The sequence below is a fragment of the Streptomyces sp. NPDC020875 genome, from assembly GCF_040641415.1.
GTDB lineage: Bacteria > Actinomycetota > Actinomycetes > Streptomycetales > Streptomycetaceae > Streptomyces.
The window spans coordinates 74,454-96,813 of sequence record NZ_JBFADP010000002.1; the positions used below are offsets into that span (position 1 = coordinate 74,454).

The 22,360-nt window shown below is 73.6% G+C and carries 21 protein-coding genes and 1 pseudogene; 10 read left to right on the top strand and 12 right to left on the bottom strand.

From position 1 onward, the window contains the following. Positions 1-243 precede the first annotated feature (243 nt). The 3 genes from AB0G74_RS01565 to AB0G74_RS01575 are packed head-to-tail and all read left to right on the top strand — an operon-like array spanning position 244 to position 3,443. Positions 244-1,599, top strand: a complete 1,356-nt coding sequence (locus AB0G74_RS01565; RefSeq protein ID WP_361139134.1) for a CBS domain-containing protein — start codon at positions 244-246, stop codon at positions 1,597-1,599. Then, the gene (locus AB0G74_RS01570; RefSeq protein ID WP_361139136.1) at positions 1,596-2,267 is read left to right on the top strand and encodes a DUF1003 domain-containing protein; all 672 of its coding nucleotides are present in this window, start codon (positions 1,596-1,598) and stop codon (positions 2,265-2,267) included. Before AB0G74_RS01565 ends, AB0G74_RS01570 begins: the two co-directional genes overlap by 4 nt. Before the next feature lie 42 nt (positions 2,268-2,309). Further along, complete coding sequence (locus AB0G74_RS01575; protein WP_361139139.1) at positions 2,310-3,443, top strand: Mrp/NBP35 family ATP-binding protein; 1,134 nt, start codon at positions 2,310-2,312, stop codon at positions 3,441-3,443. 86 nt (positions 3,444-3,529) lie between these two features. Here AB0G74_RS01575 and AB0G74_RS01580 read toward each other — a convergent pair whose 3' ends face one another. The 5 genes from AB0G74_RS01580 to sigE form a co-directional block, all read right to left on the bottom strand. After that, positions 3,530-4,168: a hypothetical protein gene (locus AB0G74_RS01580; RefSeq protein ID WP_361139142.1), complete on the bottom strand. Its 639-nt coding sequence runs from the start codon at positions 4,166-4,168 to the stop codon at positions 3,530-3,532. Between the two features lie 385 nt (positions 4,169-4,553). Further along, entirely contained in the window at positions 4,554-5,018 is a 465-nt protein-coding gene (locus AB0G74_RS01585; protein WP_361139144.1) for a sec-independent translocase, read from the bottom strand. A gap of 231 nt (positions 5,019-5,249) precedes the next feature. Further along, on the bottom strand, positions 5,250-7,133 hold the full coding sequence (locus AB0G74_RS01590; RefSeq protein ID WP_361139147.1) for a trypsin-like peptidase domain-containing protein: 1,884 nt from the start codon (positions 7,131-7,133) through the stop codon (positions 5,250-5,252). 114 nt (positions 7,134-7,247) lie between these two features. Then, positions 7,248-8,228 carry a zf-HC2 domain-containing protein gene (locus AB0G74_RS01595; protein WP_361139498.1) on the bottom strand — a complete coding sequence of 327 codons (981 nt, stop codon included), beginning with the start codon at positions 8,226-8,228 and terminating at the stop codon, positions 7,248-7,250. Positions 8,229-8,338: 110 nt separating this feature from the next. After that, the gene (sigE, locus tag AB0G74_RS01600) at positions 8,339-9,112 is read right to left on the bottom strand and encodes an RNA polymerase sigma factor SigE (protein ID WP_361139501.1); all 774 of its coding nucleotides are present in this window, start codon (positions 9,110-9,112) and stop codon (positions 8,339-8,341) included. A 231-nt stretch (positions 9,113-9,343) separates the two neighbouring features. Between sigE and AB0G74_RS01605 the strand changes: the two genes are divergently transcribed. Continuing rightward, positions 9,344-10,045, top strand: a complete 702-nt coding sequence (locus tag AB0G74_RS01605; RefSeq protein WP_361139504.1) for an O-methyltransferase — start codon at positions 9,344-9,346, stop codon at positions 10,043-10,045. A 411-nt stretch (positions 10,046-10,456) separates the two neighbouring features. Here AB0G74_RS01605 and AB0G74_RS01610 read toward each other — a convergent pair whose 3' ends face one another. Then, complete coding sequence (locus AB0G74_RS01610; RefSeq protein ID WP_003966491.1) at positions 10,457-10,624, bottom strand: DUF3117 domain-containing protein; 168 nt, start codon at positions 10,622-10,624, stop codon at positions 10,457-10,459. 414 nt (positions 10,625-11,038) lie between these two features. Here AB0G74_RS01610 and AB0G74_RS01615 point away from each other — a divergent pair, with 414 nt between their 5' ends. Then, complete coding sequence (locus AB0G74_RS01615) at positions 11,039-11,839, top strand: enoyl-CoA hydratase-related protein (RefSeq protein ID WP_361139150.1); 801 nt, start codon at positions 11,039-11,041, stop codon at positions 11,837-11,839. Between the two features lie 59 nt (positions 11,840-11,898). Here AB0G74_RS01615 and AB0G74_RS01620 read toward each other — a convergent pair whose 3' ends face one another. Further along, positions 11,899-12,483, bottom strand: a complete 585-nt coding sequence (locus AB0G74_RS01620) for a DNA-3-methyladenine glycosylase I (protein ID WP_361139152.1) — start codon at positions 12,481-12,483, stop codon at positions 11,899-11,901. A 314-nt stretch (positions 12,484-12,797) separates the two neighbouring features. Next, positions 12,798-13,097, bottom strand: a pseudogene (locus tag AB0G74_RS01625) (DivIVA domain-containing protein); the annotation flags it as partial. Positions 13,098-13,201: 104 nt separating this feature from the next. On the opposite strand from AB0G74_RS01625, the gene folP reads away from it, so the two are divergent. Further along, positions 13,202-14,062: a dihydropteroate synthase gene (gene folP, locus AB0G74_RS01630; RefSeq protein WP_361139155.1), complete on the top strand. Its 861-nt coding sequence runs from the start codon at positions 13,202-13,204 to the stop codon at positions 14,060-14,062. Positions 14,063-14,262: 200 nt separating this feature from the next. Here the strand turns inward: folP and AB0G74_RS01635 are convergent, their stop codons facing one another. Together AB0G74_RS01635 and dapE are read right to left on the bottom strand one after the other, a co-directional pair. Beyond that, entirely contained in the window at positions 14,263-15,012 is a 750-nt protein-coding gene (locus AB0G74_RS01635; RefSeq protein WP_361139158.1) for a TIGR00730 family Rossman fold protein, read from the bottom strand. 88 nt (positions 15,013-15,100) lie between these two features. Further along, complete coding sequence (gene dapE, locus AB0G74_RS01640; protein WP_361139161.1) at positions 15,101-16,180, bottom strand: succinyl-diaminopimelate desuccinylase; 1,080 nt, start codon at positions 16,178-16,180, stop codon at positions 15,101-15,103. Positions 16,181-16,417: 237 nt separating this feature from the next. On the opposite strand from dapE, the gene AB0G74_RS01645 reads away from it, so the two are divergent. Further along, positions 16,418-17,467 carry a hypothetical protein gene (locus tag AB0G74_RS01645; RefSeq protein ID WP_361139164.1) on the top strand — a complete coding sequence of 350 codons (1,050 nt, stop codon included), beginning with the start codon at positions 16,418-16,420 and terminating at the stop codon, positions 17,465-17,467. A gap of 277 nt (positions 17,468-17,744) precedes the next feature. Continuing rightward, complete coding sequence (locus AB0G74_RS01650) at positions 17,745-18,260, top strand: ATP-binding protein (RefSeq protein WP_361139167.1); 516 nt, start codon at positions 17,745-17,747, stop codon at positions 18,258-18,260. Positions 18,261-18,505: 245 nt separating this feature from the next. On the opposite strand, the gene dapC is transcribed toward AB0G74_RS01650, so the two are convergent. After that, the gene (gene dapC, locus AB0G74_RS01655) at positions 18,506-19,591 is read right to left on the bottom strand and encodes a succinyldiaminopimelate transaminase (RefSeq protein ID WP_361139507.1); all 1,086 of its coding nucleotides are present in this window, start codon (positions 19,589-19,591) and stop codon (positions 18,506-18,508) included. A gap of 278 nt (positions 19,592-19,869) precedes the next feature. Beyond that, on the bottom strand, positions 19,870-20,190 hold the full coding sequence (fdxA, locus tag AB0G74_RS01660) for a ferredoxin (RefSeq protein WP_006346810.1): 321 nt from the start codon (positions 20,188-20,190) through the stop codon (positions 19,870-19,872). 113 nt (positions 20,191-20,303) lie between these two features. Between fdxA and AB0G74_RS01665 the strand changes: the two genes are divergently transcribed. Beyond that, entirely contained in the window at positions 20,304-21,392 is a 1,089-nt protein-coding gene (locus AB0G74_RS01665; RefSeq protein WP_361139171.1) for a GNAT family N-acetyltransferase, read from the top strand. Between the two features lie 88 nt (positions 21,393-21,480). Continuing rightward, complete coding sequence (locus AB0G74_RS01670) at positions 21,481-22,329, top strand: transglutaminase-like domain-containing protein (RefSeq protein ID WP_361139174.1); 849 nt, start codon at positions 21,481-21,483, stop codon at positions 22,327-22,329. The last annotated feature ends 31 nt before the right edge of the window (positions 22,330-22,360 follow it).

Consider the following 22,360-nt stretch of genomic DNA (forward strand, 5'->3'; position numbering starts at 1 on the left):
GCGGACGGCCGGACGGGACCCGGAACGCCGGGAAACGGAACGGAGAAGAGTCACCTGCGCACTGCCTCTCATCGGCTTCTGATGGGGTGGCAGTGCGCAGCGTACCCGGGCCCGAGCGGCGGCTTCACCGGCAGTCGTACGGAAGCCATACGGACGCCGAACACCGGCGCCGCCAATCGGTACGGGCTAGCCTGAAAGCCCCGAACGGCAGCGTTCACCAGCGGAACCGGACGAAAGAGCAGCATGGCCGGAAGCACCCCCCGGGTCTTCGTCTCCCATCTCGCCGGGGTCCCCGTCTTCGACCCGAACGGCGACCGGGTGGGCCGGGTCCGCGATCTCGTCGCCATGCTCCGGGTCGGTCACCGGCCGCCCCGGCTGCTGGGCATGGTGGTGGAGGTACTGACCCGCCGCCGGATCTTTCTGCCGATGACCCGGATCACCGGTATCGAGTCCGGCCAGGTCATCACCACCGGGGTGCTGGACGTCCGCCGGTTCGAGCAGCGGCCCACCGAGCGGCTGGTCCTGGGCGAGCTGCTGGACCGCCGGGTCCGGCTGGTCGGCGAGGGCGCCGGGACCGACGGCGGCGCGGACGAGGAGGTCACCGTGCTGGACGTCTCCGTACGGCGGCTGCCCGCCCGCCGGGACTGGGAGATCGACCGGGTCTTCGTCCGCCGGGGCAAGGGCGGGGCGCTGCGCCGCAAGGGGGAGACGCTGACGGTGGCGTGGTCGGCGGTGACGGGCTTCTCGCTGGAGGAGGAGGCGCAGGGCGCGGAGAGCCTGGTCGCCACGTTCGAGCGGCTGCGCCCGGCGGATCTGGCGAATGTGATGCACCATCTGTCGCCGAAGCGGCGGGCCGAGGTCGCGGCGGCCCTCGACGACGACCGGCTGGCGGATGTGCTGGAGGAGCTGCCGGAGGACGACCAGGTGGAGATCCTGGGCAAGCTGCACCAGGAGCGGGCGGCCGACGTCCTGGAGGCGATGGACCCCGACGACGCGGCCGATCTCCTCTCCGAGCTGCCCGAGGAGGACCAGGAGCGGCTGCTGACCCTGATGCGGCCGGACGACGCGGCCGACGTACGGCGGCTGCTGTCGTACGAGGAGCGTACGGCGGGCGGTCTGATGACCACGGAGCCCATCGTGCTGCGGCCGGACGCGACGGTCGCGGACGCGCTGGCCCGGGTGCGGCAGGAGGACCTGCCCCCGGCGCTGGCGGCGCAGGTGTACGTCTGCCGTCCGCCGGACGAGACGCCGACCGGGAAGTATCTGGGGACGGCGCACTTCCAGCGGCTGTTGCGGGAGCCGCCGTACACCCTGGTCGCCTCGGTGGTGGACAGTGATCTGCCGCCGCTGGCGCCGGACACCCCGCTGCCCGCGGTGACCAGCTATCTCGCCGCGTACAACATGGTCGCGGCGCCGGTCGTCGACGAGGGCGGGTCGCTGCTGGGCGCGGTGACCGTGGACGACGTACTCGACCATCTGCTGCCGGAGGACTGGCGGGAGACCGAGTTCGAGGAGTCCGCCTTCCACGAGGACGTGGCGGCCCGGGCGGACGGGCCGGCGGGCGGCGGGGCCATTGGCGGAGCGGCGGCGGGCCGGTGAGCGGCGACTACGGGCCGCCCGCCGACCGGGGCGAGGCCAAGGACCGGAGCGGTTCGGTACGGCCCCGGGCCCGGCTCGACATGCCGCAGGTGCCGAAGCTGACGATCCTGCCGGAGTACGACCCGGAGGCGTTCGGGCGGCTGTCGGAGCGGATCGCCCGCTTCCTGGGCACGGGCCGGTTCATCGTCTGGATGACCGCGGTCATCATCCTCTGGGTGCTGTGGAACATCTGGGCCCCGCGCGAGCTGCGGTTCGACCAGTACCCGTTCATCTTCCTCACCCTGATGCTGTCGCTCCAGGCGTCGTACGCGGCCCCGCTCATCCTGCTGGCGCAGAACCGCCAGGACCAGCGGGACCGGGTCACCCACGAGCAGGACCGGGAGCAGAACGAGCGGTCCATCGCGGACACCGAGTATCTGACCCGGGAGATCGCGGCGCTGCGGATGGGGCTCGGCGAGGTCGCCACCCGGGACTGGATCCGCTCGGAGCTCCAGGACCTGCTGCGGGACCTGGCCGTACCGGACGGGGCGGGTCCGGGGCCGTACGGAACGGGACCCGGACCTTACGCGGCGGGTCCCGGGCCGGCCGGGCCCAGGGGCGACTCCGGCGGGCCGCCGGGCGTATTCCCGGACCGGGCCCCGCCGGACCGTGACGAAGGCGACCGCTGACGGGCTTTCCCCCGCCGGAGCGCCGCGCCGTACCATCTCCGTATGGCTACGGAAGACGCTGTGCTCGAAGCGCTGGCGACGGTGAACGACCCCGAGATCAACCGCCCGATCACCGAACTCGGCATGGTGAAATCGGTGCAGATCGGGGCGGACGGCGCAGTAGCCGTCACGGTCTATCTGACGGTCTCCGGCTGCCCGATGCGCGAGACGATCACCAGGAACGTCACGGACGCGGTCAGCCGGGTCGACGGCGTCACCGGGGTCGATGTGACGCTCGACGTGATGAGCGACGAACAGCGGCGCGAACTGGCGACGGCCCTGCGGGGCGGCACCGCCGAGCGGGAGGTCCCGTTCGCCCGGCCCGACTCCCTGACCAGGGTCTACGCGGTCGCCTCCGGCAAGGGCGGCGTCGGCAAGTCGTCCGTGACCGTGAACCTGGCGGCGGCGATGGCGGCGGACGGGCTGAAGGTCGGGGTCGTCGACGCCGATATCTACGGCCACTCGGTGCCCCGGATGCTGGGCGCCGACGGAAAGCCCACCCAGGTCGAGAACATGATCATGCCGCCGTCGGCGAACGGCGTGAAGGTGATCTCCATCGGCATGTTCACCCCGGGCAACGCTCCGGTGGTGTGGCGCGGCCCGATGCTGCACCGGGCGCTCCAGCAGTTCCTCGCCGATGTGTACTGGGGCGATCTGGACGTACTGCTGCTGGACCTGCCGCCGGGCACCGGCGATATCGCCATCTCGGTGGCCCAGCTGGTGCCGAACGCGGAGATCCTGGTGGTCACCACCCCGCAGCAGGCGGCGGCCGAGGTCGCCGAGCGGGCCGGCTCCATCGCCGTACAGACCCATCAGAAGATCGTCGGCGTGGTCGAGAACATGTCCGGGCTGCCGTGTCCGCACTGCGACGAGATGGTCGACGTCTTCGGTACCGGCGGCGGCCAGAAGGTCGCCGAGGGCCTCTCCCAGACCACCGGGACCACAGTCCCGGTACTCGGCTCCATCCCGATCGACGTCCGGCTCCGCGAGGGCGGCGACGAGGGCAGGCCCGTGGTGCTCAGCGACCCCGAGTCGCCCGCCGGGTCGGCGCTGCGGGCCATCGCGGGCAAGCTGGGCGGCCGTCAGCGCGGCCTGGCGGGCCTCAGCCTGGGAATCACCCCGCGCAACAAGTTCTGAGCCGCGTACGGTACGGCCCCGGGGCGCCGACGGGCTCCCGGGGCCGTACCGTACGGGCCCGTGCCCGCGCCTCGGCCCTTGCCGGGTCAGGCGTACGGGGTGAGGTCCCGGATCACCGAGAAGCCGAGGCCGTACGCGCTCATCCCGCGCCCGTACGCCCCCAGATGCGTACCGTCCACGGTCGAGCCCGCCAGCACCCAGCCGAAGTCGGTCTCCCGGTAGTGGAACGCGGTCGGCACGCCGTCCACCGGCAGCGACAGCTCGGACCAGGGCTCCCCGTCGAGCTGGTCGGCGAGTTCGAACGCCGCCTCCGTCTGCTGGTCGAGCCAGTCGTCCCGCAGGGAGTGGTCCATCTGCGGCGGCCAGGTGTGCGCCAGCAGCCCCGACCCGGCCAGCCAGGCAGCCGACGACACCGAGGTCGCGTCGAGCACCCCGGTCCCGTCACCGCTGCGGCGTACGGGGCTGGCGGCGACCGTGATCACCACGGCGAACCGCTCCCTGGCCTCCGTGTCGGCGGCCCCGGCCGCGGCGGCCCGTATCGACGGGGTGTCCCCGTGGCCCAGCGACCCGTGCTGGACGACTCCGTCCGCGGCCGAGCCCACACCCATCAGCCGGCGCGGCCCGGTGAACGCGTCGTCCAGCCCGTACCAGGCAAAAGACGCGCGGACATAGTCGTCGAGCACCGGCACCACCGGCTGCCGCGCATCCCGGCTCGTGGTCTCCATCGGTCCGGCCGCCTCCTCCGTGTCCCAGGTCCGGAGCGGACCCGCCCCCCTCGGGCGTCCTCGCGTCCTGACAGATGGAGAGAATAGCCACCCACCCGCGTCGCGACGCGTTTCCCCGCCCCTGCCACGCGGCCCGCCGCCGTTCGGCACGGCGCGATGGAGTGGTTTCCGCCCCGATGGGGCAGCGGCGCGCCGGAGGGCGTCGAGGGGCGCGGGGAGGGCTTTCAGGGGCGCGAGGAACCGCGCGACAAGCCACGAGGCGGCGGCAGACGGCAAACAGCCGATGGTCGCCGTCACAGAGGCCGAGGCGGCCACCCCCGGGTACCGCTCGGGCACCCGTGGCGCCGGGCCACAGAAGAAGTGGCGGGACCCTCGGCGGGAGGCGTTACGTCGCGTCGGCGTCGTACGGCGGACGCTCTTCCCGTGCCGCCCCCGGCTCCCGCTTCTTCAGCAGGTCCGGTGTCCCGGCCGGACCCGCGCCCGAGGGCGCCGCCGCGGCCGGGGCCGGGGCGGGGACGGGCTCGCTGCCGTTGACCGTGTCGGCGAGGTCGCTCATGTCCTTGCGGAAGTCGAAGGAGTCGCCCAGCTCCTTCAGGTCCCGCAGATCGTCGTTCTGGTCGAGCTGCTTGCGCAGAAACGTCTTCGGGTTCAGGTCCTCGAACTCGAAGTCCTTGAAGTCCGGCCCCAGTTCGTCGCGGATGTCCTGCTTGGCGCTGTCGGAGAAATCGCGGATCTTCCTGATCGTCCGCGAGACGTCCTGGATGACCTTGGGCAGCTTGTCGGGGCCGAAGACGAGCACGGCGAGCACCACGAGAGCCACCAGCTCCAGTACGCCTATGTCATTGAACACCCAGCTGCTCCTCGTGTTCTCCGTGGTCCGTGGGTCCGCGGATGGGGACGGGATCCGATCCACCGTACCCGGCGGACGTTCCGCTCGTCACGTGTCGGTAAGGGGTGATCCCGGCCGAACCGCCCACGAATCGCGCCGTCAGTCCGCCGTTCACGTCCCGGCCCGAGCGCGGCCTGTCTCCGGACTGATTCGGCGCTGATTCGGGGCTGATTCGGGGCTGATTCCGGCCTGTCAGTCGCCTTCGGAGGAGCCGAGCCGGAGCTTCTTCTTCTCTTCGCGGCCGTCGCGCTCGACGGTGAGCTCCAGTTCGTCACCGGGCCGGTGGGCGCGGATCTTGACGATCAGCTCCTCGCCGCCGTAGACCTTCCGGCCGTCGACCTCGGTGATCACATCGCCCGGCCGGATACCGGCCTTCGCGGCGGGCCCGTCGGGGACGACCGTGGCGCTGCCGTCCTTGTTCTTCTCACTGACCCGGGCGCCCGCGCCGGTGTAGCGCATATCGAGGTTGACCCCGATCACGGGGTGAGTGGCCTTGCCGGTGTTGATCAGCTCTTCGGCGACGCGCTTGCCCTGGTTGACCGGGATGGCGAAGCCGAGGCCGATGGAGCCGGACTGCCCGGCCTCGGGGCCGCCCCCGCCGCCGTCGGCGGCGCGGATGGCGCTGTTGATGCCGATCACCCGGGCCTTGGTGTCCATCAGCGGTCCGCCGGAGTTGCCGGGGTTGATCGGGGCATCGGTCTGGAGGGCGTCGACATAGCTGATGTCGGTGCCGTCGCCCTTCTCTCCGCCCGCGGTGATGGGCCGTTCCTTGGCGCTGATGATGCCGGAGGTGACCGTGTTCTGGAGGTCGAAAGGGGCGCCGATGGCGACGACGGGGTCGCCGACCCGGACGTTGTCCGAGTTCCCCAGCGGCAGGGGGGTCAGTCCGGCGACCCCGGTGACCTTGACGACGGCCAGGTCGTAGCCGCTGTCCTTGCCGACGAGGGTGGCCCGGGCGGTCTCACCGCCGCTGAACGTGACGGAGATCTCGCCGGAGCTTCCGGCCGGGTCGACGACATGGTTGTTGGTCAGGATGTGGCCCTGCTCGTCGAGGACGAAGCCGGTGCCGGTGCCCTGCTCGCCGCCGCCCGCGACATGGAGGGTGACGACACCCGGCAGCGCGCGGGCGGCGATCCCGGCGACGCTGTCGGGGGCCCGGTCGCGGCTCTCCTTGGGGGCCTGGTCGAGTTCGATCCGGTCGGTGCCGAAGCCGCCGGTGCGTTCGACGTACGAGCCGATGCCGCCGCCCACGACACCGGAGACCAGGGCGAGCAGTACGGCCCCGGCGATCAGCGGGCCCCGGCCGCCGCGGCGCCGGGCGGGCCCGCCGGTGTAGGCCAGCGGCGCGGCCGGGGTGCCGCCGGAGCCGCCGGTGGCGGCCCAGGGGTCGTAGTGGAGCCACTGGGACGCGGGGTACGGCCCGCCGGGCGGTGTCCCGGGCCCGGTGGTGCCGGTGTCGGTGGCGGTGTCAACGGGGCTCGTGGGCGGCGCGGCGAACCCGGTGCCGTCCGTCGCGTGCGGCCCGGTCGGATGCGCACCCGTCGGGTGCGCGCCGGTCGGCGGGTGCGCGGCGGGGTGGGTCCCGGTGGCGGTCCGGGGGTCGTTCGGCGGGGTCGCGGCGGGTGCCGTCCCGGGCGGGGCCGGATAGGCCGGTGGGACATACGTGCCGTGCGCGGGGGTCGGTACGGGCCGCTGCACGGGCGGCGCGGGCGCCCAGGGCCCGGGGCCGCCGTAGGGCGGGGTGCTGTACTCGTCGGGCGCGTGGAGCGGGGTGGGTCTCGCGGGTGTGTGCTCCGCCGGGGGCACCGGGGCCGGGCCCGGTACCGGCGGCGGTGGTACGGCTCCGGTGGCGCCGTTCGTGCCGTGTCCCGGCTCGTCGGCGGCGCCGTGGGCGGCGGGCCCGGTCGGGGTCGTCGGCGGGGGAACGGGCGGTACGGCCGGGGGCGCGGGGGGCTGCCCGGGCGGCGCGGCGTGGCCCGGCGCGGCCCCGGTCTCCGCGGCGGCTTCGGCCCGGCGCCGGGAGCCCGCCCGGCTCCACCAGGCCGCCTTGGGTCCGGTGGGCTTCCCGTCGTCCATGTACTCCCCCGTTCTCCCCTGCAAACCGCCGGCTGGGAGGCACCCCCGTGGGCACCCTGCTCGCAGATTCAACCAGGTTTGCGAATCAGCGGCAGGGGCACACGGGTGACATGGTCAGCGGGCGTTGGCCACCGGGCCGGGCGAGGCCCCGATGTGGTGGGTCGGCAGCGGCCCCGGGGCCGCCGACGGGTCCGGCAGCACCGGGGGCAGGAACCCATGGGGAGCGCCCAGATGGAAGCCGAAGCCCATCGGACGTATCGCCGGTGGCGCCTTGAAGGCGGGGAAGGCGGGGAACGCCGCGTTCAGCGCGGTGGGCGCGGGGCGGGAGGCCAGATTGAGCGGCACCTCGGGCTCCGCGGCGGACCGGCCGACGACCCGCCCCTCCGAGCGGGTGGGGCCGAAGCCGCTGTTTCTGCGCCGCTCGTACTCGGTGGCCCGGGTGGTCGCGGCGGAGGTGCTGATCCCGGCGCCGCTGCCCTGGCTCTGGCCGCCGACGGCACCGGCCGCGGTACCGGACGAACTGGCGGCGCGGACCGGCGTACCGCCGCTTCCGGTGCCGCCGGAGCGGGAACCGGCCTGGGAGGAGCCGTCGGTGGGCATGGAGCCGCCGAGGGCGATCGCGGCGAAGGAGACGGCGCTGGCGGCGGCGAAGGCGAACCTGCGGCCCCGCCAGGGCGAGCGGTCGCCGTCCGGGCGCCCGTTCTGGGGCACTCCGGCGCCGAAGCCGCCGAGGGGCGCGGCCGCACGACCGCCGTGGCCGCCGGGGAGATAGCCCACGGCAGCCGGGGTACGGGCGCCGCCGGCGGGCAGCGGCGTACCGAAGAGGGTGTCCGGGGCGCCGCCGCCGAACGGGCCGCCCCGATTGCCGCCGGGTCCGCCCGGACGGTCGGATCCCGGCAGGCCGGGTCCCGCGGGCAGCCCCTGGAGCCGGGCGAGCAGCCCGGCGGACGGCGGTGGCGGCGCGCTCCTGGCGAAGACGTCCTTCAGCATGCGCTGGGCGTCCGCCTCGGCCTTGCAGCGGGGGCAGGTCGCCAGATGGGCCAGTACCCGGTCCCGGGCGTCATGCGTCAGCTCGCCGTCGACCAGGGCGGCCAGCCGGTCCCCGAGGTGGTGCTCGGCCGGGGAGTGCGCGGACCCGGCAGCCGGGGCCCAGGACCCTCTCGGCTGCGGGGACCGGAAGAAGGGGGAGGTGGGACCTGATCCGCTCACGCCGTGCCGACCTCCCCCACCAGCCCGACGGCCCCCGCGAGGGCGCGCTGCTGCCCGGCCCGGGCCTCGGGCGAGCGGTGCTTCAGGGCCTTGCGCAGATGCGAGCGGCCGCGGTGGATCCGGCTGCGGACGGTCCCGAGCTTCACGCCCAGGGTCGCGGCGATCTCCTCGTACGACAGGCCCTCGATGTCACAGAGGACGACGGCGGCCCGGAACTCGGGCGCCAGGGTGTCCAGCGCCTGCTGGACGTCGGCGTCGAAGTGGCTGTCGTTGAAGACCTGCTGCGGGGAGGGCTCGCGGCTGGCGAGCCGCTCGGCCGCGTCGTCCCCGAGGGAGTCGAAGCGGATCCGCTGCTTCCGGCGGACCATGTCGAGGAAGAGATTGGTGGTGATGCGATGGAGCCAGCCCTCGAAGGTCCCCGGGGTGTAGGTGGAGAGCGAGCGGAAGACCCGGACGAAGACTTCCTGCGTCAGATCCTCGGCGTCGTGCTGATTGCCGGTGAGCCGGTAGGCGAGCCGGTAGACGCGACCGCTGTGGGTGCTGACGATCTCCTCCCACGAGGGGGGTGTCCACGCCTGCGATTCCGCATCCGATGCGAAGGTCGCGGTGGCGGTCGCGGTGGCGGCGGTGGAACGGTCAGCGGTGTCGGTCACAGATTTCGGCTCACCCGGTGACCTGCCGAGGAAACGACGCAACGCTCCCCGGCGATCCGCAGGTGCAGCCGCACCTCCCCTGTCGGCTCTGGTGGTGTCCAGCGGAGCCCCTACCATAGCCACCTCGCCCGTTAGCTCCGGATAAGAATCTTTACGCGAATTTGGGTACCGCACCTGCCGTGGGCTCGATGCCATCTCTTCCCCCCCGTCCGCCTGGTCGAATAGCCCTGCCGTCGGTCCTGCCGTCTTCTCCGCGCTTCCCGTCTTCCCGGAAGACCCCCCGGAAGCCACTTCTTCCGGCGTTTCCCCGGGAATCCGCGGTGCCTTCCGTTCAACGAACGGTCCCATCTGCGGGTTCCCGGCTCCAGCGGATACAGTCAACGTCGCGTTCAACTACGGGGACAGGAGAGGCCCATTACCGCCAACCGGCAGACGAGCTGGGCTTTCGCCGATGCCTTCGTCGCCGAGGATGAAGCGCTGCGCTGGGCCCGCGACCGGGCCCGGGAGTCGGGCATCCCCTCGGTGTCACCGGGCACCGGCGCCGCGCTGCGTCTGCTGGCCGCCACCGCGGACGCGAAAGCCGTCGCGGAAATCGGTACCGGTGCCGGTGTCTCGGGGATCTATCTCCTGCTCGGTATGCGGCCCGACGGCGTACTGACGACCGTGGACCCGGAGCCGGAGCGGCAGCAGTTCGCCAAGCAGGCGTTCCGCGAGGCCGGATTCGCCGGAAACCGGGCCCGTTTCATACCCGGGCGCGCCCTCGACGTCCTGCCGCGCCTCGCGGACGGCGGCTACGACCTGGTCTTCTGCGACGGCGACCGGCTGGAGTACCTCGACTATCTCGCCGAATCGTTGCGGCTGCTGCGACCGGGCGGACTGGTCTGCTTCGAGGGCGTCTTCGCCCGGGGCCGTACGGTCGACGCCGCGGCCCAGCCCGCCGAGGTGCTGCGGCTGCGCGAGTTGCTGCGGGCGGTCCGCGAGAGCCCGGATCTGCTGCCGTCACTGCTGCCGGTGGGCGACGGACTGCTCTGCGCGGCACGGCGGGCCTGACCCGCCACGGCGGCTCCGGGCGTTTCCCGGCCCGGATTCGGGCACGAACCGGGTTACGGCCGGGGTTACGGATACCGGACGCATACGGGATACCGGTAACGGGTAACCCGGGCGGCCGCCCGGCCCCGGGAGAATTTCCGGGAGGACCCTCCCCGCCCGGAACTCATTCGGCCCGCCTTCGGCTTCGGCTTCGGGAAGACGGACGCGGAAGACGTGACGTAACGGGATCGGCTAAACGGGAAAGCCGGAAACCGAATCGCGGCCCGGCACCCCGAACCCGGACCGATCGGCCGCCCGCCCGACTGCCCGCACCCGGGACCTTCGGCCGGGGAAAGGCCCCGGACACACCACCGCCCCGGCGCTCGCACAGCGCCGGGGCGGGTGGTCAGGGTCCGTGAACGACCGATGCCGTCAGCCGACGACCTTCTTCAGGGCATCGCCGAGCGCGTCGGCCTCGTCCGGCGTCAGCTCGACGACAAGCCGACCGCCGCCTTCGAGCGGAACGCGCATGACGATGCCCCGCCCCTCCTTTGTCACCTCGAGCGGGCCATCGCCCGTCCGCGGCTTCATGGCCGCCATGCTCGTTCCCCTTCCTGAAACCAGCTCATCGTCTGCCGACCGGCACCCCGGCGGGCGCCGTCACGGCATCGAACACATTGCTTCCAGGTCATTATCCCGCATGGCGGGACCCGATGACCAACATCGGTCGGCATCGCTTGGGCAACACACATTCTCAAAACCACCCAATTCGGCGATCCGCCGGGGGAAACTCCGCCGGAATCCCCGGGAACGCCGCGCCCGGGGCGGAACACCGCCCCGGCCGGAGGACCCGGATTTTTCTTTGAGACAGGTCACAGCCCGCGGCCCTGTTCCCGGCGATCTCCGCCATGCTGAGCTGACCGGGTCGCGATCACCGTCCACGAAACACGGGCGACACCGAGCTGCACCGAGCGACACCACCGACGAGCCGAGACGCCGCAAAGGGGACCCCGCATGGCCGACTCCGTGCTGTACGACGTGACCGACGGACTGGCGACGATCACGCTCAACCGGCCCGACGCCATGAACGCGCTGGACATCGCGACCAAGGTCGCCCTCCGAGAGGCCGTCCGCTCGGCCGCCGACGACGACGCCGTACGGGCCGTACTGCTCACCGGCAACGGCCGTGCCTTCTGCGTCGGCCAGGACCTCAAGGAGCACACGGCGCTGCTGGCCCGGGACGCCGAGACCGGCGACCGGAACACCATGAGCACCGTACGCGAGCACTACAACCCCGTGGTCCGCGCCCTGGCCACCATGCCGAAGCCGGTGGTGGCGGGGGTGAACGGGGTCGCGGCCGGAGCCGGGCTGGGCTTCGCGCTCGCCGCGGACTTCCGGGTCGTCGCCGAGACCGCGTCGTTCACCACGGCCTTCGCGGCGGTCGGGCTGACCGCGGACTCGGGGGTGTCCTGGACCCTGCCCCGGGTCGTCGGGCCGGGCCGGGCCGCCGATCTGCTGCTCTTCCCCAGGTCGGTCGGCGCGGCGGAGGCGTACGAGCTGGGGATCGCGAATCGCCTGGTCGCCCCGGAGGCGCTGGCGGACGAGGCACGTGCCGTCGCCCGGGCCCTGGCCGAGGGGCCGACCCTGGCCTATGCGGCGATCAAGGAGTCCCTGGCCCATGCCGCTTCCCACTCCCTGGTGGAGACCCTCGGCAAGGAGGACGAACTCCAGACCAGGGCGGGCGGGTCGGAGGACCACCGCGCCGCGGTCGCCGCGTTCGTCGCCAAGCAGAAGCCGGTCTTCCGGGGCCGGTGACCGCCCCGGGCCCGGCCTTCCGGGGCCGGTTTTCCCGGACAGGCACCGGGTGGCCGGGGTCAGCCCCGGCGGGCCGCGCACCCCTCCAGATGGTCGTTCACCAGTCCGCACGCCTGCATCAGGGCATAGGCGGTGGTGGGCCCGACGAACCGGATGCCCTCCTTCTTGAGGGCCTTCGCCAGGGCCTTGGACTCGTCCGTGACGGCCGGGACGTCGGCCAGGGTCTTCGGGGCCGGGCGGCCCACCGGGTCGGGCGCGTGGGACCAGATCAGCCGGTCCAGGTCGCCGGATTCCCAGGTCGCCAGGGTCCGGGCGTTGGCGAGGGTGGCGTCGACCTTGGCCCGGTTGCGGATGATCCCCTCGTCGGCGAGGAGCCGTTCGCGGTCGGTGTCGGTGAAGACGGCCACCTCGGCGACGGCGAAGCCCGCGAAGGCCCGCCGGAAGCCCTCACGGCGGCGCAGGATGGTGAGCCAGGAGAGCCCGGACTGGAACGCCTCCAGGCAGAGCCGCTCGAAGAGCGCGTCGTCGCCGTGGACCGCGCGACCCCACTCGTCGTCGTGGTAGGCGAGATAGTCCTCGGTCGACAGGCCCCAGGGGCAGCGGGGCCGCCCGTCGGGCCCGGCCAGCGGCCCGCCCGGCGTCATCGGCCCCGCTCCTCGCCCGGGCCCCCGACGGGGTCGCCCACGGAGTCCCGCACCCGGTCCCGGCCGGAATCCTCGCCCGGGTCCGGGCCGTCCGTCCGTACGCCGTCGGCGGGGTCCCGGCCCGTCGCGGGGGCGGCCGGCTCCACCGGGGCCCCGGTCCCGTCGGGGGCCGGTGCCGTGTCCCGCAGGCCGCCGTCGGCGGCGGACGGGTCGGCGGCCGGAGCCGGGGGGTCGAGCGGGGTGCCGTTCACCCGGGCGGTACCGACGGCCGGGCCGTCGGTACCACGAGTCGCGTCGGTCGCGGTGGTCGCGCCGGTCGCCCGGGCCTCCGCCAGCGCCGATTCGAGACCGGCGATCCGGGAGTCCCGCTCGGCCAGCTCGGCCCCGAGCCGGGCGAGCGCGTCGTCCACGTCCGCCATCCGATAGCCGCGGGGGGCCACCGGCAGCCGGAGCGCCTCCACATCGGCCCGCCCCACCGGCCTGGTCATCGGCAGGGGGTCGACCAGCCGCTCGGGCGCCGCCTCGGGCAGTGCGGCACTGTCCCCGCCGCCGAGCACGGCGAGCGTGACCGCCCCGACGACCACGACCATCGCGATCAGCAAGAACAAGAACACGAGCGTCCTTCCCGGCTCCTCGTGGAATGCGTCCGGTGCTGATCGTGCCACGCCGGTGTGACGGTTAGGGTCACAGCTGGACGACGCGAGGAGGAAAACCGCTGATGCTGCGGCTGGGTGAGCGCGAGTTCGACGCGCGGGAGCCGGTGATCATGGCGATCGTGAACCGTACGCCGGACTCCTTCTACGACCAGGGCGCCACGTTCCACGACGAACCGGCGCTCGCCCGGGTCGAGCGGGCCGTCGCGGAGGGCGCGGCGATCATCGACATCGGCGGGGTGAAGGCCGGTCCCGGCGAGGAGGTCACGGCCGACGAGGAGATCCGCCGGACGGTCGGCTTCGTCGCCGAGGTGCGGCGGCGCTTCCCGTCCATGGTGATCAGTGTCGACACCTGGCGGCACGACGTCGGCGCGGCCGTCTGCGAGGCGGGCGCCGATCTGCTCAACGACGCCTGGGGCGGAGTCGATCCCAAACTGGCCGAGGTCGCCGCCCGGTACGGGGCCGGTCTGGTCTGTACGCACGCGGGCGGCGTCGAGCCGCGGACCCGGCCGCACCGGACCTCCTACGAGGACGTGATGGCGGACATCCTCCGGGTGACCGTGGGGCTCGCCGAGCGGGCGGTGGCCCTGGGGGTCCGGCGGGACGGTGTGATGATCGACCCGGGCCACGACTTCGGGAAGAACACCCGGCACTCCCTGGAGGCGACGCGCAGGCTCGGCGAGATGGCCGACACCGGCTGGCCCGTACTGGTCTCGCTGTCCAACAAGGACTTCGTCGGCGAGACCCTCGACCGTCCGGTCAAGGAGCGGCTGATCGGCACGCTGGCGACGACCGCGGTCTCGGCCTGGCTGGGCGCGCGGGTGTACCGGGTGCACGAGGTGGCGGAGACCCGGCAAGTACTGGAGATGGTCGCGGCGATCGCCGGGCACCGGGAGCCCCGGGTGGCCCGGCGCGGCCTGGCCTGACCGGTGCCGCCGGACGGCCCGTCCCGGCCCGGTACGACCGGGGGTCCGGTGCTCGGGTGGCCCGTGGCCCCGGTATGACCGGTGGCCCGGCGCGGCCGTAGGTCCGTGCTCCGGTACGACCGGTCGTACCGGCCGGTCCGGTGCCCGGCCGGCGGGGGGGGGTACGGGGCGGGGCCGCCCCGTACCCCCGGCGGCCGTCGTCAGCGGGAGGTCTCCTTGGTGACCAGGGCCACCGCCTCGTCGACGTCGTCCGTGACGTGGAAGAGCAGCAGATCGCGCTCGGACGCCTTGCCCTGGGCGACGACGGTGTCCCGCAGCCAGTCGACGAGGCCGCTCCAGTAGGCGCTGCCGAAGAGGACGATCGGGAAGCGGGTCACCTTGCCGGTCTGGACGAGGGTGAGCGCCTCGAAGAGTTCGTCGAGGGTGCCGAGCCCGCCGGGCAGCACCACGAACCCGGAGGCGTACTTCACGAACATCGTCTTGCGGACGAAGAAGTAGCGGAAGTTCACCCCGATGTCGACATGGGGATTGAGGCCCTGCTCGAACGGCAGCTCGATCCCGAGGCCGACGGAGACGCCCCCGGCCTCCCGGGCGCCCCGGTTGGCCGCCTCCATGGCGCCGGGACCACCGCCGGTGATCACCGCGAAGCCCGCGGCGACCAGCGCCTCGCCGATCCGGATGCCCGCCTCGTACTCGGGGGTGTCCCGGGGGGTCCTGGCGGAGCCGAAGACGCTGATCGCGCTCGGCAGTTCGGCGAGCGCGCCGAAGCCCTCGACGAACTCGGACTGGATCCGCATGACCCGCCAGGGGTCGGTGTGCACCCACTCCGAGTCGCCCTCGGTGTCCAGCAGCCGCTGGTCGGTGGTGCCGGGCTGGACCTGGTCCCTGCGGCGCAGCACAGGGCCCTGTCGCTGCTCCTCGTACTTCCGCTCGCCCTCCGGGTTGCCCATGGACGTGCTCCCTCCGCCGGACGTCCGCGCGGCGGACGTCGTCGTTGGTCGTTGCTTGATCAAGCGTAGGTCGTCAATGCCCCGTTCATCAGGACATAAGCCATTCACGCAGCCGTTCCTCGCAGTGCGTGATCCGCTCGACGGCCACGTGCTCGTCGCGCTTGTGGGCGAGGAGGGGGTTGCCGGGCCCGTAGTTCACGGCGGGTACGCCGAGGGCGCTGAAGCGTGCGACGTCGGTCCAGCCGAACTTGGGCCGGGCGGTTCCGCCGACGGCCTTCATGAACGCGACGGCGGCCGGGTGGTCGAGTCCGGGGCGGGCGGCCCCGCTGTGGTCGTCGACCTCGAAGCCGGTGACGCCGCAGTCGGCGAAGACCTCCCGGACGTGGTCCAGCGCCTGGTCGGGGGTGAGGTCGGGCGCGTAGCGGTAGTTGACGGTGACGGTGCAGGCGTCGGGGATCACATTGCCCGCGACGCCGCCCTCGATCCGGACGGCGTTCAGGCCCTCGCGGTACTCCAGTCCGTCCACGACGGGCCTGCGCGGCTCGTAGGCGGCGAGCCTGGCGAGGATCGGCGCGGCGGCGTGGATCGCGTTGGAGCCCATCCAGCTCCGGGCGGAGTGCGCGCGCTCGCCGGTGGTGCGGAGCAGGACCCTCAGGGTGCCCTGGCAACCGCCCTCGACCTCGCCGTCGGACGGTTCGAGGAGTACGGCGAAGTCGCCCGCCAGCCAGTCGGGGTGGGCTTCGGCGACCAGGCCGAGGCCGTTGAGGTCGGCGGCGACCTCCTCGTTGTCGTAGAAGACGAAGGTGAGGTCGCGGTTGGGGGCGGGGACGGTCGCGGCGATCCTCAGCTGGACCGCGACGCCCGCCTTCATGTCGCTGGTGCCGCAGCCCCACAGGACTCCGTCGGTGTCGAGCCGGGACGGCACGTTGTCGGCGATCGGCACGGTGTCGATGTGTCCGGCGAGGACGACCCGCTCGGACCGGCCGAGCCGGGTGCGGGCGACGACGTTGTTGCCGTAGCGGTCGACGGTGAGGTGCGGCAGTTCGCGCAGCGCCCGCTCGATCGCGTCGGCGAGCGGCTTCTCCTCGCCGCTGACGGAGGGGAAGTCGACGAGGGCGGCGGTGAGGGCGGGGCCGTCGAGCCGGAGATCGAGCTTGGTGGGGCGCATGCTCCCGACCCTACCGGGGCGGGGTGAACCGGCCGGATCGTCCCGGGCGGCGCAAAAGAGGAGCCGGTTTCCGGACCCGGGCCCTGGGTGGTGCCCGGCCGGGTCCGGACGGGGCGGGGCCCGGCCCGTCCCACCGGGCGGCCCGGCGGGCGGCACAGCGGGGGGAACGGAACGACGGGCGGAACCGCGGGCTCCGGGACGGGGCCGGAACCTTGTACTCCCTAGTACGGTGTGCCTGTGTCCGAAACCGCCTCATCCGCCCCGCCCCGGCGTCGTCGGCTCACGCGGCTGGCCGCCGGATGTGCCGTACTCGCCGCGTCGATCGGCTATGTCGTGGCCCAGCAGTCCACCGGATCGGACGCCCCGGGCTGTACGGTCCGCGCCTCGGGCGGCGACGGCGGACCGGTGTACGAGCTGAGCAACGAGCAGGCGGCCAACGCCGCGACCATCTCCGCGGTCGGCACGACCCGGGGGCTGCCGGAGCGGGCGGTGACGATCGCGCTGGCGACGGCGCTCCAGGAGTCGGCGCTGCGGAACATCCGCCACGGCGACCGGGACTCGCTCGGACTGTTCCAGCAGCGGCCGTCGAAGGGGTGGGGCACCCCCGAGCAGATCATGGACCCGGTGTACTCGGCCGGGAAGTTCTACGACGGCCTGGTCGAGGTCCCCGGCTATTCGCGGCTGCCGCTGACGGTCGCCGCACAGAAGGTGCAGCGGAGCGGTTTCCCGCAGGCGTACGCCAAGCACGAGCCGGACGCGGCCCTGCTGTCGGCGGCGCTGACCGGCCGGGCGGGCGCGGCCCTGCGGTGCGTCCCGGGCGGCGACGGGAAGGCGGGTGATCCGGCCCGGGTCCGGTCCGAGTTGGTACGGGCCTTCGGGCCCGCGGTCCTGCCGAAGGGCGCGGGGGGCGCGGATACCGGTACCGGGGCGGCCCGCGGCCGGAGCACGGACGGGGACGGCGGCGGGGACGGCGGCATGGTGGTGACGGTGCCGGTACGCGGCCCGGCGCCGGGCGCCGCAGACCGGTCCGGGGGCGCCTCGGGCGGCGGCCGTACGCCCGGTGCCGGGGCGGCCGGTACCGGCGCCGCCGACGAGCGGAGCGACGACCGGGGCTGGGAGGTCGCGCACTGGGCGGTGGCCCGGGCCGAGCGGCTGCGGATCGCGGAGGTCTCCTACGGCGGCCGGGTCTGGCGGTCCGGCGAGGCCGAGGGCGGCTGGCGCGAGGCGGGGGCCGGGGGCTCCGGCGCCCGGACGGCCGAAACGGTTCGGATCCGGCTCGCACGCTGATCCGGGCGTTCACCCGCGAGAGGGAGCGTACGGGTATCACTCCAATGGCCGCGCCCCCTCGCGTACCACCACGACCGCCCCTCCCCCGGTCCCCTTGAGCCACTTGGGGAGTGACGGTTCGGCAGCCGCTCGGCGCCGGAGGCATTTGTCCGCTTTCCAGCGGGACAGATAATGCGATGCATTACGAACTCTTTACCTCCGCGTACCGCAACTTCCCCCGCCCTCCGGACGGTTGTCACGGCGAAACATCAGCGCCCCCTTCGTCTCAAGGAGCATCATGTCCCTCCCCCTGACCCGCCGGATCGCCCGCGCCGCCCTGCTCATCGCGGCCGGCGCAGCCCCCGTGGTCGGTGCGGCCGGGTCCGCGAGCGCCGTCGATCTCGCCCAGGCCGCCCCGGTCGGCGGGCTGACCGCCCTCGACACCGACGGCGTGAGCGGCACCGTCGACGGTGCCGCGCGGCAGACCACCGAACTGGCGGGCGGTGCCGGTGGCGACGCCGTCCGGCAGACCGTTCCGGCCGCGGGCCGGGCGGTCGGCGGTACGGGCCGTACCGTCGCCCCGGCCGCCGAGGAGACCGCGGGCGAGACCGCGGGCAACGCGGGCGGGCTGCTCGGCGAGACTGCGAACGGCGCCACCAAGTCGCTGGGCGAGAGCGGTCTCACCGCGGGCTCGATGGAGGGCGGTCTGCCCACCGACGGCCTGCCGACGGACGGCCTGACCTCGGGCGGTCTGCCGACCAGCGGGCTGCCCACGGAGGTCCTGCCGACGGGCGGGCTGCCGCTCGCGGGCTGACCCCGGGCAGGCGGCGGGACCGCCGGAACGGGTCGGTGTCTCCGGGATCCCGTATTCGATATCCGGAATCCGCCGTCCGGTCCGGCCGCCGGACTCCGGCACCCGGCGGGGGTCGGCATCCGCCGGGGCACACCACGGGTCCGGCCGGGCCCTCGCGCCGGAAGGGGCCCGGGGAGCACAACGCTCCCCGGGCCCCTTCCGGTGTGACTACGCCCCCGCCCGGTACGCGTACGGCCCGGCCCGTCTCAGCCCGCCGAAGCGAGCCGCTCGACCGCCGCGTCGACCCGTTCGTCGGTCGCCGTGAAGGCCACCCGGACGAACCTCTCGCCCGCCTCGCCGTAGAAGTCGCCGGGCGCGACCAGGATTCCCAGCTCCGCCAGCCGTCCGACCGTCTCCCAGCAGGACTCGTCCCGCGTCGCCCAGAGGTAGAGGCTCGCCTCGGAGTGCTCGATCCGGAAGCCGTGGCCCTCCAGGGCGGTCCGCAGCGCCGAGCGCCGGGCCGCGTAACGGGCCCGCTGCTCCTCGACATGCGTATCGTCGCCGAGCGCCGCCACCGTCGCGGCCTGGACCGGCGCCGGGACCATCATGCCGCCGTGCTTGCGGACGGCCAGCAGCTCGCCCAGGACCGCCGCGTCGCCCGCGATGAACGCGGCCCGGTATCCGGCCAGGTTGGAGCGCTTGGAGAGCGAGTGAACGGCGACCAGCCCGTCGTACGAACCGCCGCAGACGTCCGGGTGGAGTACGGAGACCGGCTCGGCCTCCCAGCCCAGTTCCAGATAGCACTCGTCGCTGAAGACGAGGACGCCGTGCCGCCGGGCCCAGGCCACGATCCGGGTCAGCTCGGCCTTGCCGAGCACCCGCCCGGTCGGATTAGACGGGGAGTTCAGCCAGAGCAGCCGCAGCCCGGCCGGGTCTAGCTCGGTCGGGTCGTCGTAGACCTCGGGGGTCGCCCCGCACAGCCGCGCGCCGACCTCGTAGGTGGGATAGGCCAGCCGGGGGTAGGCGACCCGGTCGCCGGGGCCGAGACCGAGCTGGGTGGGCAGCCAGGCGACCAGTTCCTTGGAGCCGACGACGGGCAGCACATTGCCGTGTCCGGCGCCGACCGCGCCCAGTCGCCGCCCGATCCACCCGGTCAGCGCGTCGCGCAGGGCGGCCGTACCCCAGACCGTGGGATAGCCCGGGGAGTCCGCCGCGTCCACCAGCGCCTGCCGGATCAGCGGGGGGACCGGGTCGACGGGGGTGCCGACGGAGAGGTCGACGATGCCGTCGGGGTGGGCGGCGGCCACCGCCTTGTACGGCTCCAGCCGGTCCCACGGGAAGACGGGCAGCAGGCCGGAGACGCGGCGCGGGGCGGGGCCGGTGGCGGCAGCGGCGTCGGCGCCCTCGGCGGCGGACGAGGCGGAGGGGACTGCGGACACGGGCTGTTCTCACTCTCGGACGTACGGCTTCGCCGCGAACGGCGGACGAAGGAGGAGGGCGGAGGGCGGCGCGGGGCCGGGCGGGCGCGGCGGGGCGGGCACAGGAACACCCGGGAAACACAGCGGTCCCGTACGGACGTCGACCGTACGGGACCGGCAGGTGGTGATCGGCTGCGCGCGCCGATCGCCGCTTACTGGTTCTGCGGCGGCAGACCGGCGACGAAGGGGTGGTCGCGCTCGATCAGACCGAGCTTGGAGGCACCGCCCGGCGAGCCCAGCTCGTCGAAGAACTCGACGTTCGCCTTGTAGTAGTCCTTCCACTCCTCCGGGGTGTCGTCCTCGTAGAAGATCGCCTCAACGGGGCAGACCGGCTCGCAGGCACCGCAGTCGACGCATTCGTCCGGGTGGATGTACAAGGACCGGGAGCCCTCGTAGATGCAGTCGACGGGGCACTCCTCGATGCACGCCTTGTCCTTGACGTCGACACAAGGCTGCGCGATGACGTAGGTCACGCTGTCGTTCCTCCTCGATAGGGCTGGCTTGCGCGGGAGCGCGGCGTCGTCGATGCCCGCCCCTAGTATCTCCGTTCTCGGGGACGATCCGAACAGGAGGGGCGCACAGAGCAGTGGAAATCACCGGCGCGGGACGGCTCGAAGTCCGTATTACACCCCTTGACGTGGGCAAACGGGTATCAATCCGACGTCTTGTCGACCCGTCCGAGGGGGGCGGGACGTTCACGGACGTGGTCGGCGTTCTCACATCCTGGGACGAGAACGATGTGCTGGTGATCACACGGCGCTCCGGCGAGGTGGTCCGGGTGCCCCGGACGGCCCTGGTCGCCGGGAAGACCGTGCCGGCCACCCCGGCCCGGCGGCGGGGTCCGGCGACCGGTTTCGCCGAGCTGACCTCGGTCATGTCCCGAGCCTGGCGGCCGGTCGAGAGCGAGCCGCTCGGCGAGTGGGAGCTACGGGCCGCCGGCGGCTTCACCCGGCGCGCGAACTCGGCCCTGGCCTGCGGTGATCCCGGCCTTCCGGTGGACGAGGCGCTGACCCTGGTGCGGTCCTGGTACGCGGCCCGGTCCCTGCCCGCGTACATCCAGGCCGCGACGGGCGCCGCCGGGACGCAGGAGGCGCTCTGCGCGGCGCTGGACGAACGCGGCTGGGTCCGTGAGGTGTCGGCGGACGTACGGATCGGGGGGCTGGCGCCGATCGCCGACCTCGACGCCGATATCTCCCGGGTCACCCTCGGCCGGTCGCCGGGAACGGGCCCGGCGGCCGGGGGCGGTGGCGGTGGCTGGCTGCGGCGCTACCAGCGGTCGTCCGGCGAGCCGGGCCCCGAGGTGCTGGAGGTCCTGGGCAGCGGCCCCTCGGTCTGGTTCGCCTCGATAGCGGCGGACCCGGCGGACACCGATCCCGCGAACCCGGCGGACGGCGCGGACGGCGTACGGGACCCGGAGGTCCCGGTCGCGATCGGGCGGTGTGTGGTCGACGGCCGGTGGGCCGGTTTCATGGCGGTCGAGGTCGACCCGGCCCGCCGCCGCCGGGGACTGGCCCGGTCCGTGATGGCGGCCCTCGCCCGGCGCGCGCTGGAGGAGGGCGCGTCGGCGGCCTGGCTCCAGGTGGAGCGGGAGAACACGGCGGCCGGAGCGCTCTACGCGGGGATGGGCTTCACCACCCACCACAGCTACCACCACTACCGCGCCCCGGGCGACTGACCCGCCCGCACCCCCGGGTGCGGAGACCATCAGCGCGTCGGACGGTACGGAAGTGGACTCGGCGGGGACCGCCGGGTAGGAGTGGCACATGGACGACGACACGGCCCCGCACCCCGCCGACCACCGGCGGCGGTTCGCCGAGGAGGCCAGGTCCGAACGGCCGGACCTGGCCCAGCTCTGTCTGCTGCTGGGCGCGGTGGCCGACGGGGCGGCGGACGACGACGACACGGCCGTCGACGCCGCCCAGATCGAACTGGACCGCCTCGCCGGACTGCTGCCGTACGGCACCCGGACCCCGCACGACTGGGCGACCGCCCTCGAACGGCTGCTCGGCGCCGAACTCGGCTTCCACGGCACCCCGGCGGAGTACCGCCGGCTGGAGTCGTCCCTCCTCCACGAGGTGCTGCGGCGCCGCCGCGGACTGCCGATCCTGCTCTCCGTGGTCTGGATCGAGGTGGCCCGCCGGGCCGGAGCCCCGGTCTACGGAGTCGCCCTGCCGGGCCACTTCGTCGTCGGCTTCGGCGAACCGGGCGAGCAGGTCCTGGCCGACCCCTTCGCCGGGGGCGGCGTACTGTCGCCCGCCGCGGCCTCCGAACTCGTCGAGGGCGCCACCGGGGCGCCCCTCGACCCGGCGGCGCTCGCCCCGGCCGCCACCCTCGATGTGATGGTCCGGATCCTCAACAACATCCGCGCCTGGGCGACGGCCCGCCCCGAGCGGTCCGATGTCGCCCTGTGGGCCGTCGAACTGTCCCTGCTGATCCCCTCCCACCCCGCCCGGCTGCGCTTCGAACGCGCCCAACTGCTGGTACAGCGGGGTGATTTCCTGGGCGGCGCGGCGGAGATGGACGCCTACGCGGAAGTGGTGGCGGCGGTGGAGCCGACCACGGCGGAGACCGTACGGGACCGGGCCCGGGCGGCCCGCTCGATGCTCAACTGACCCGGGCCCCCGGATGATTTCCGGGGGCCCG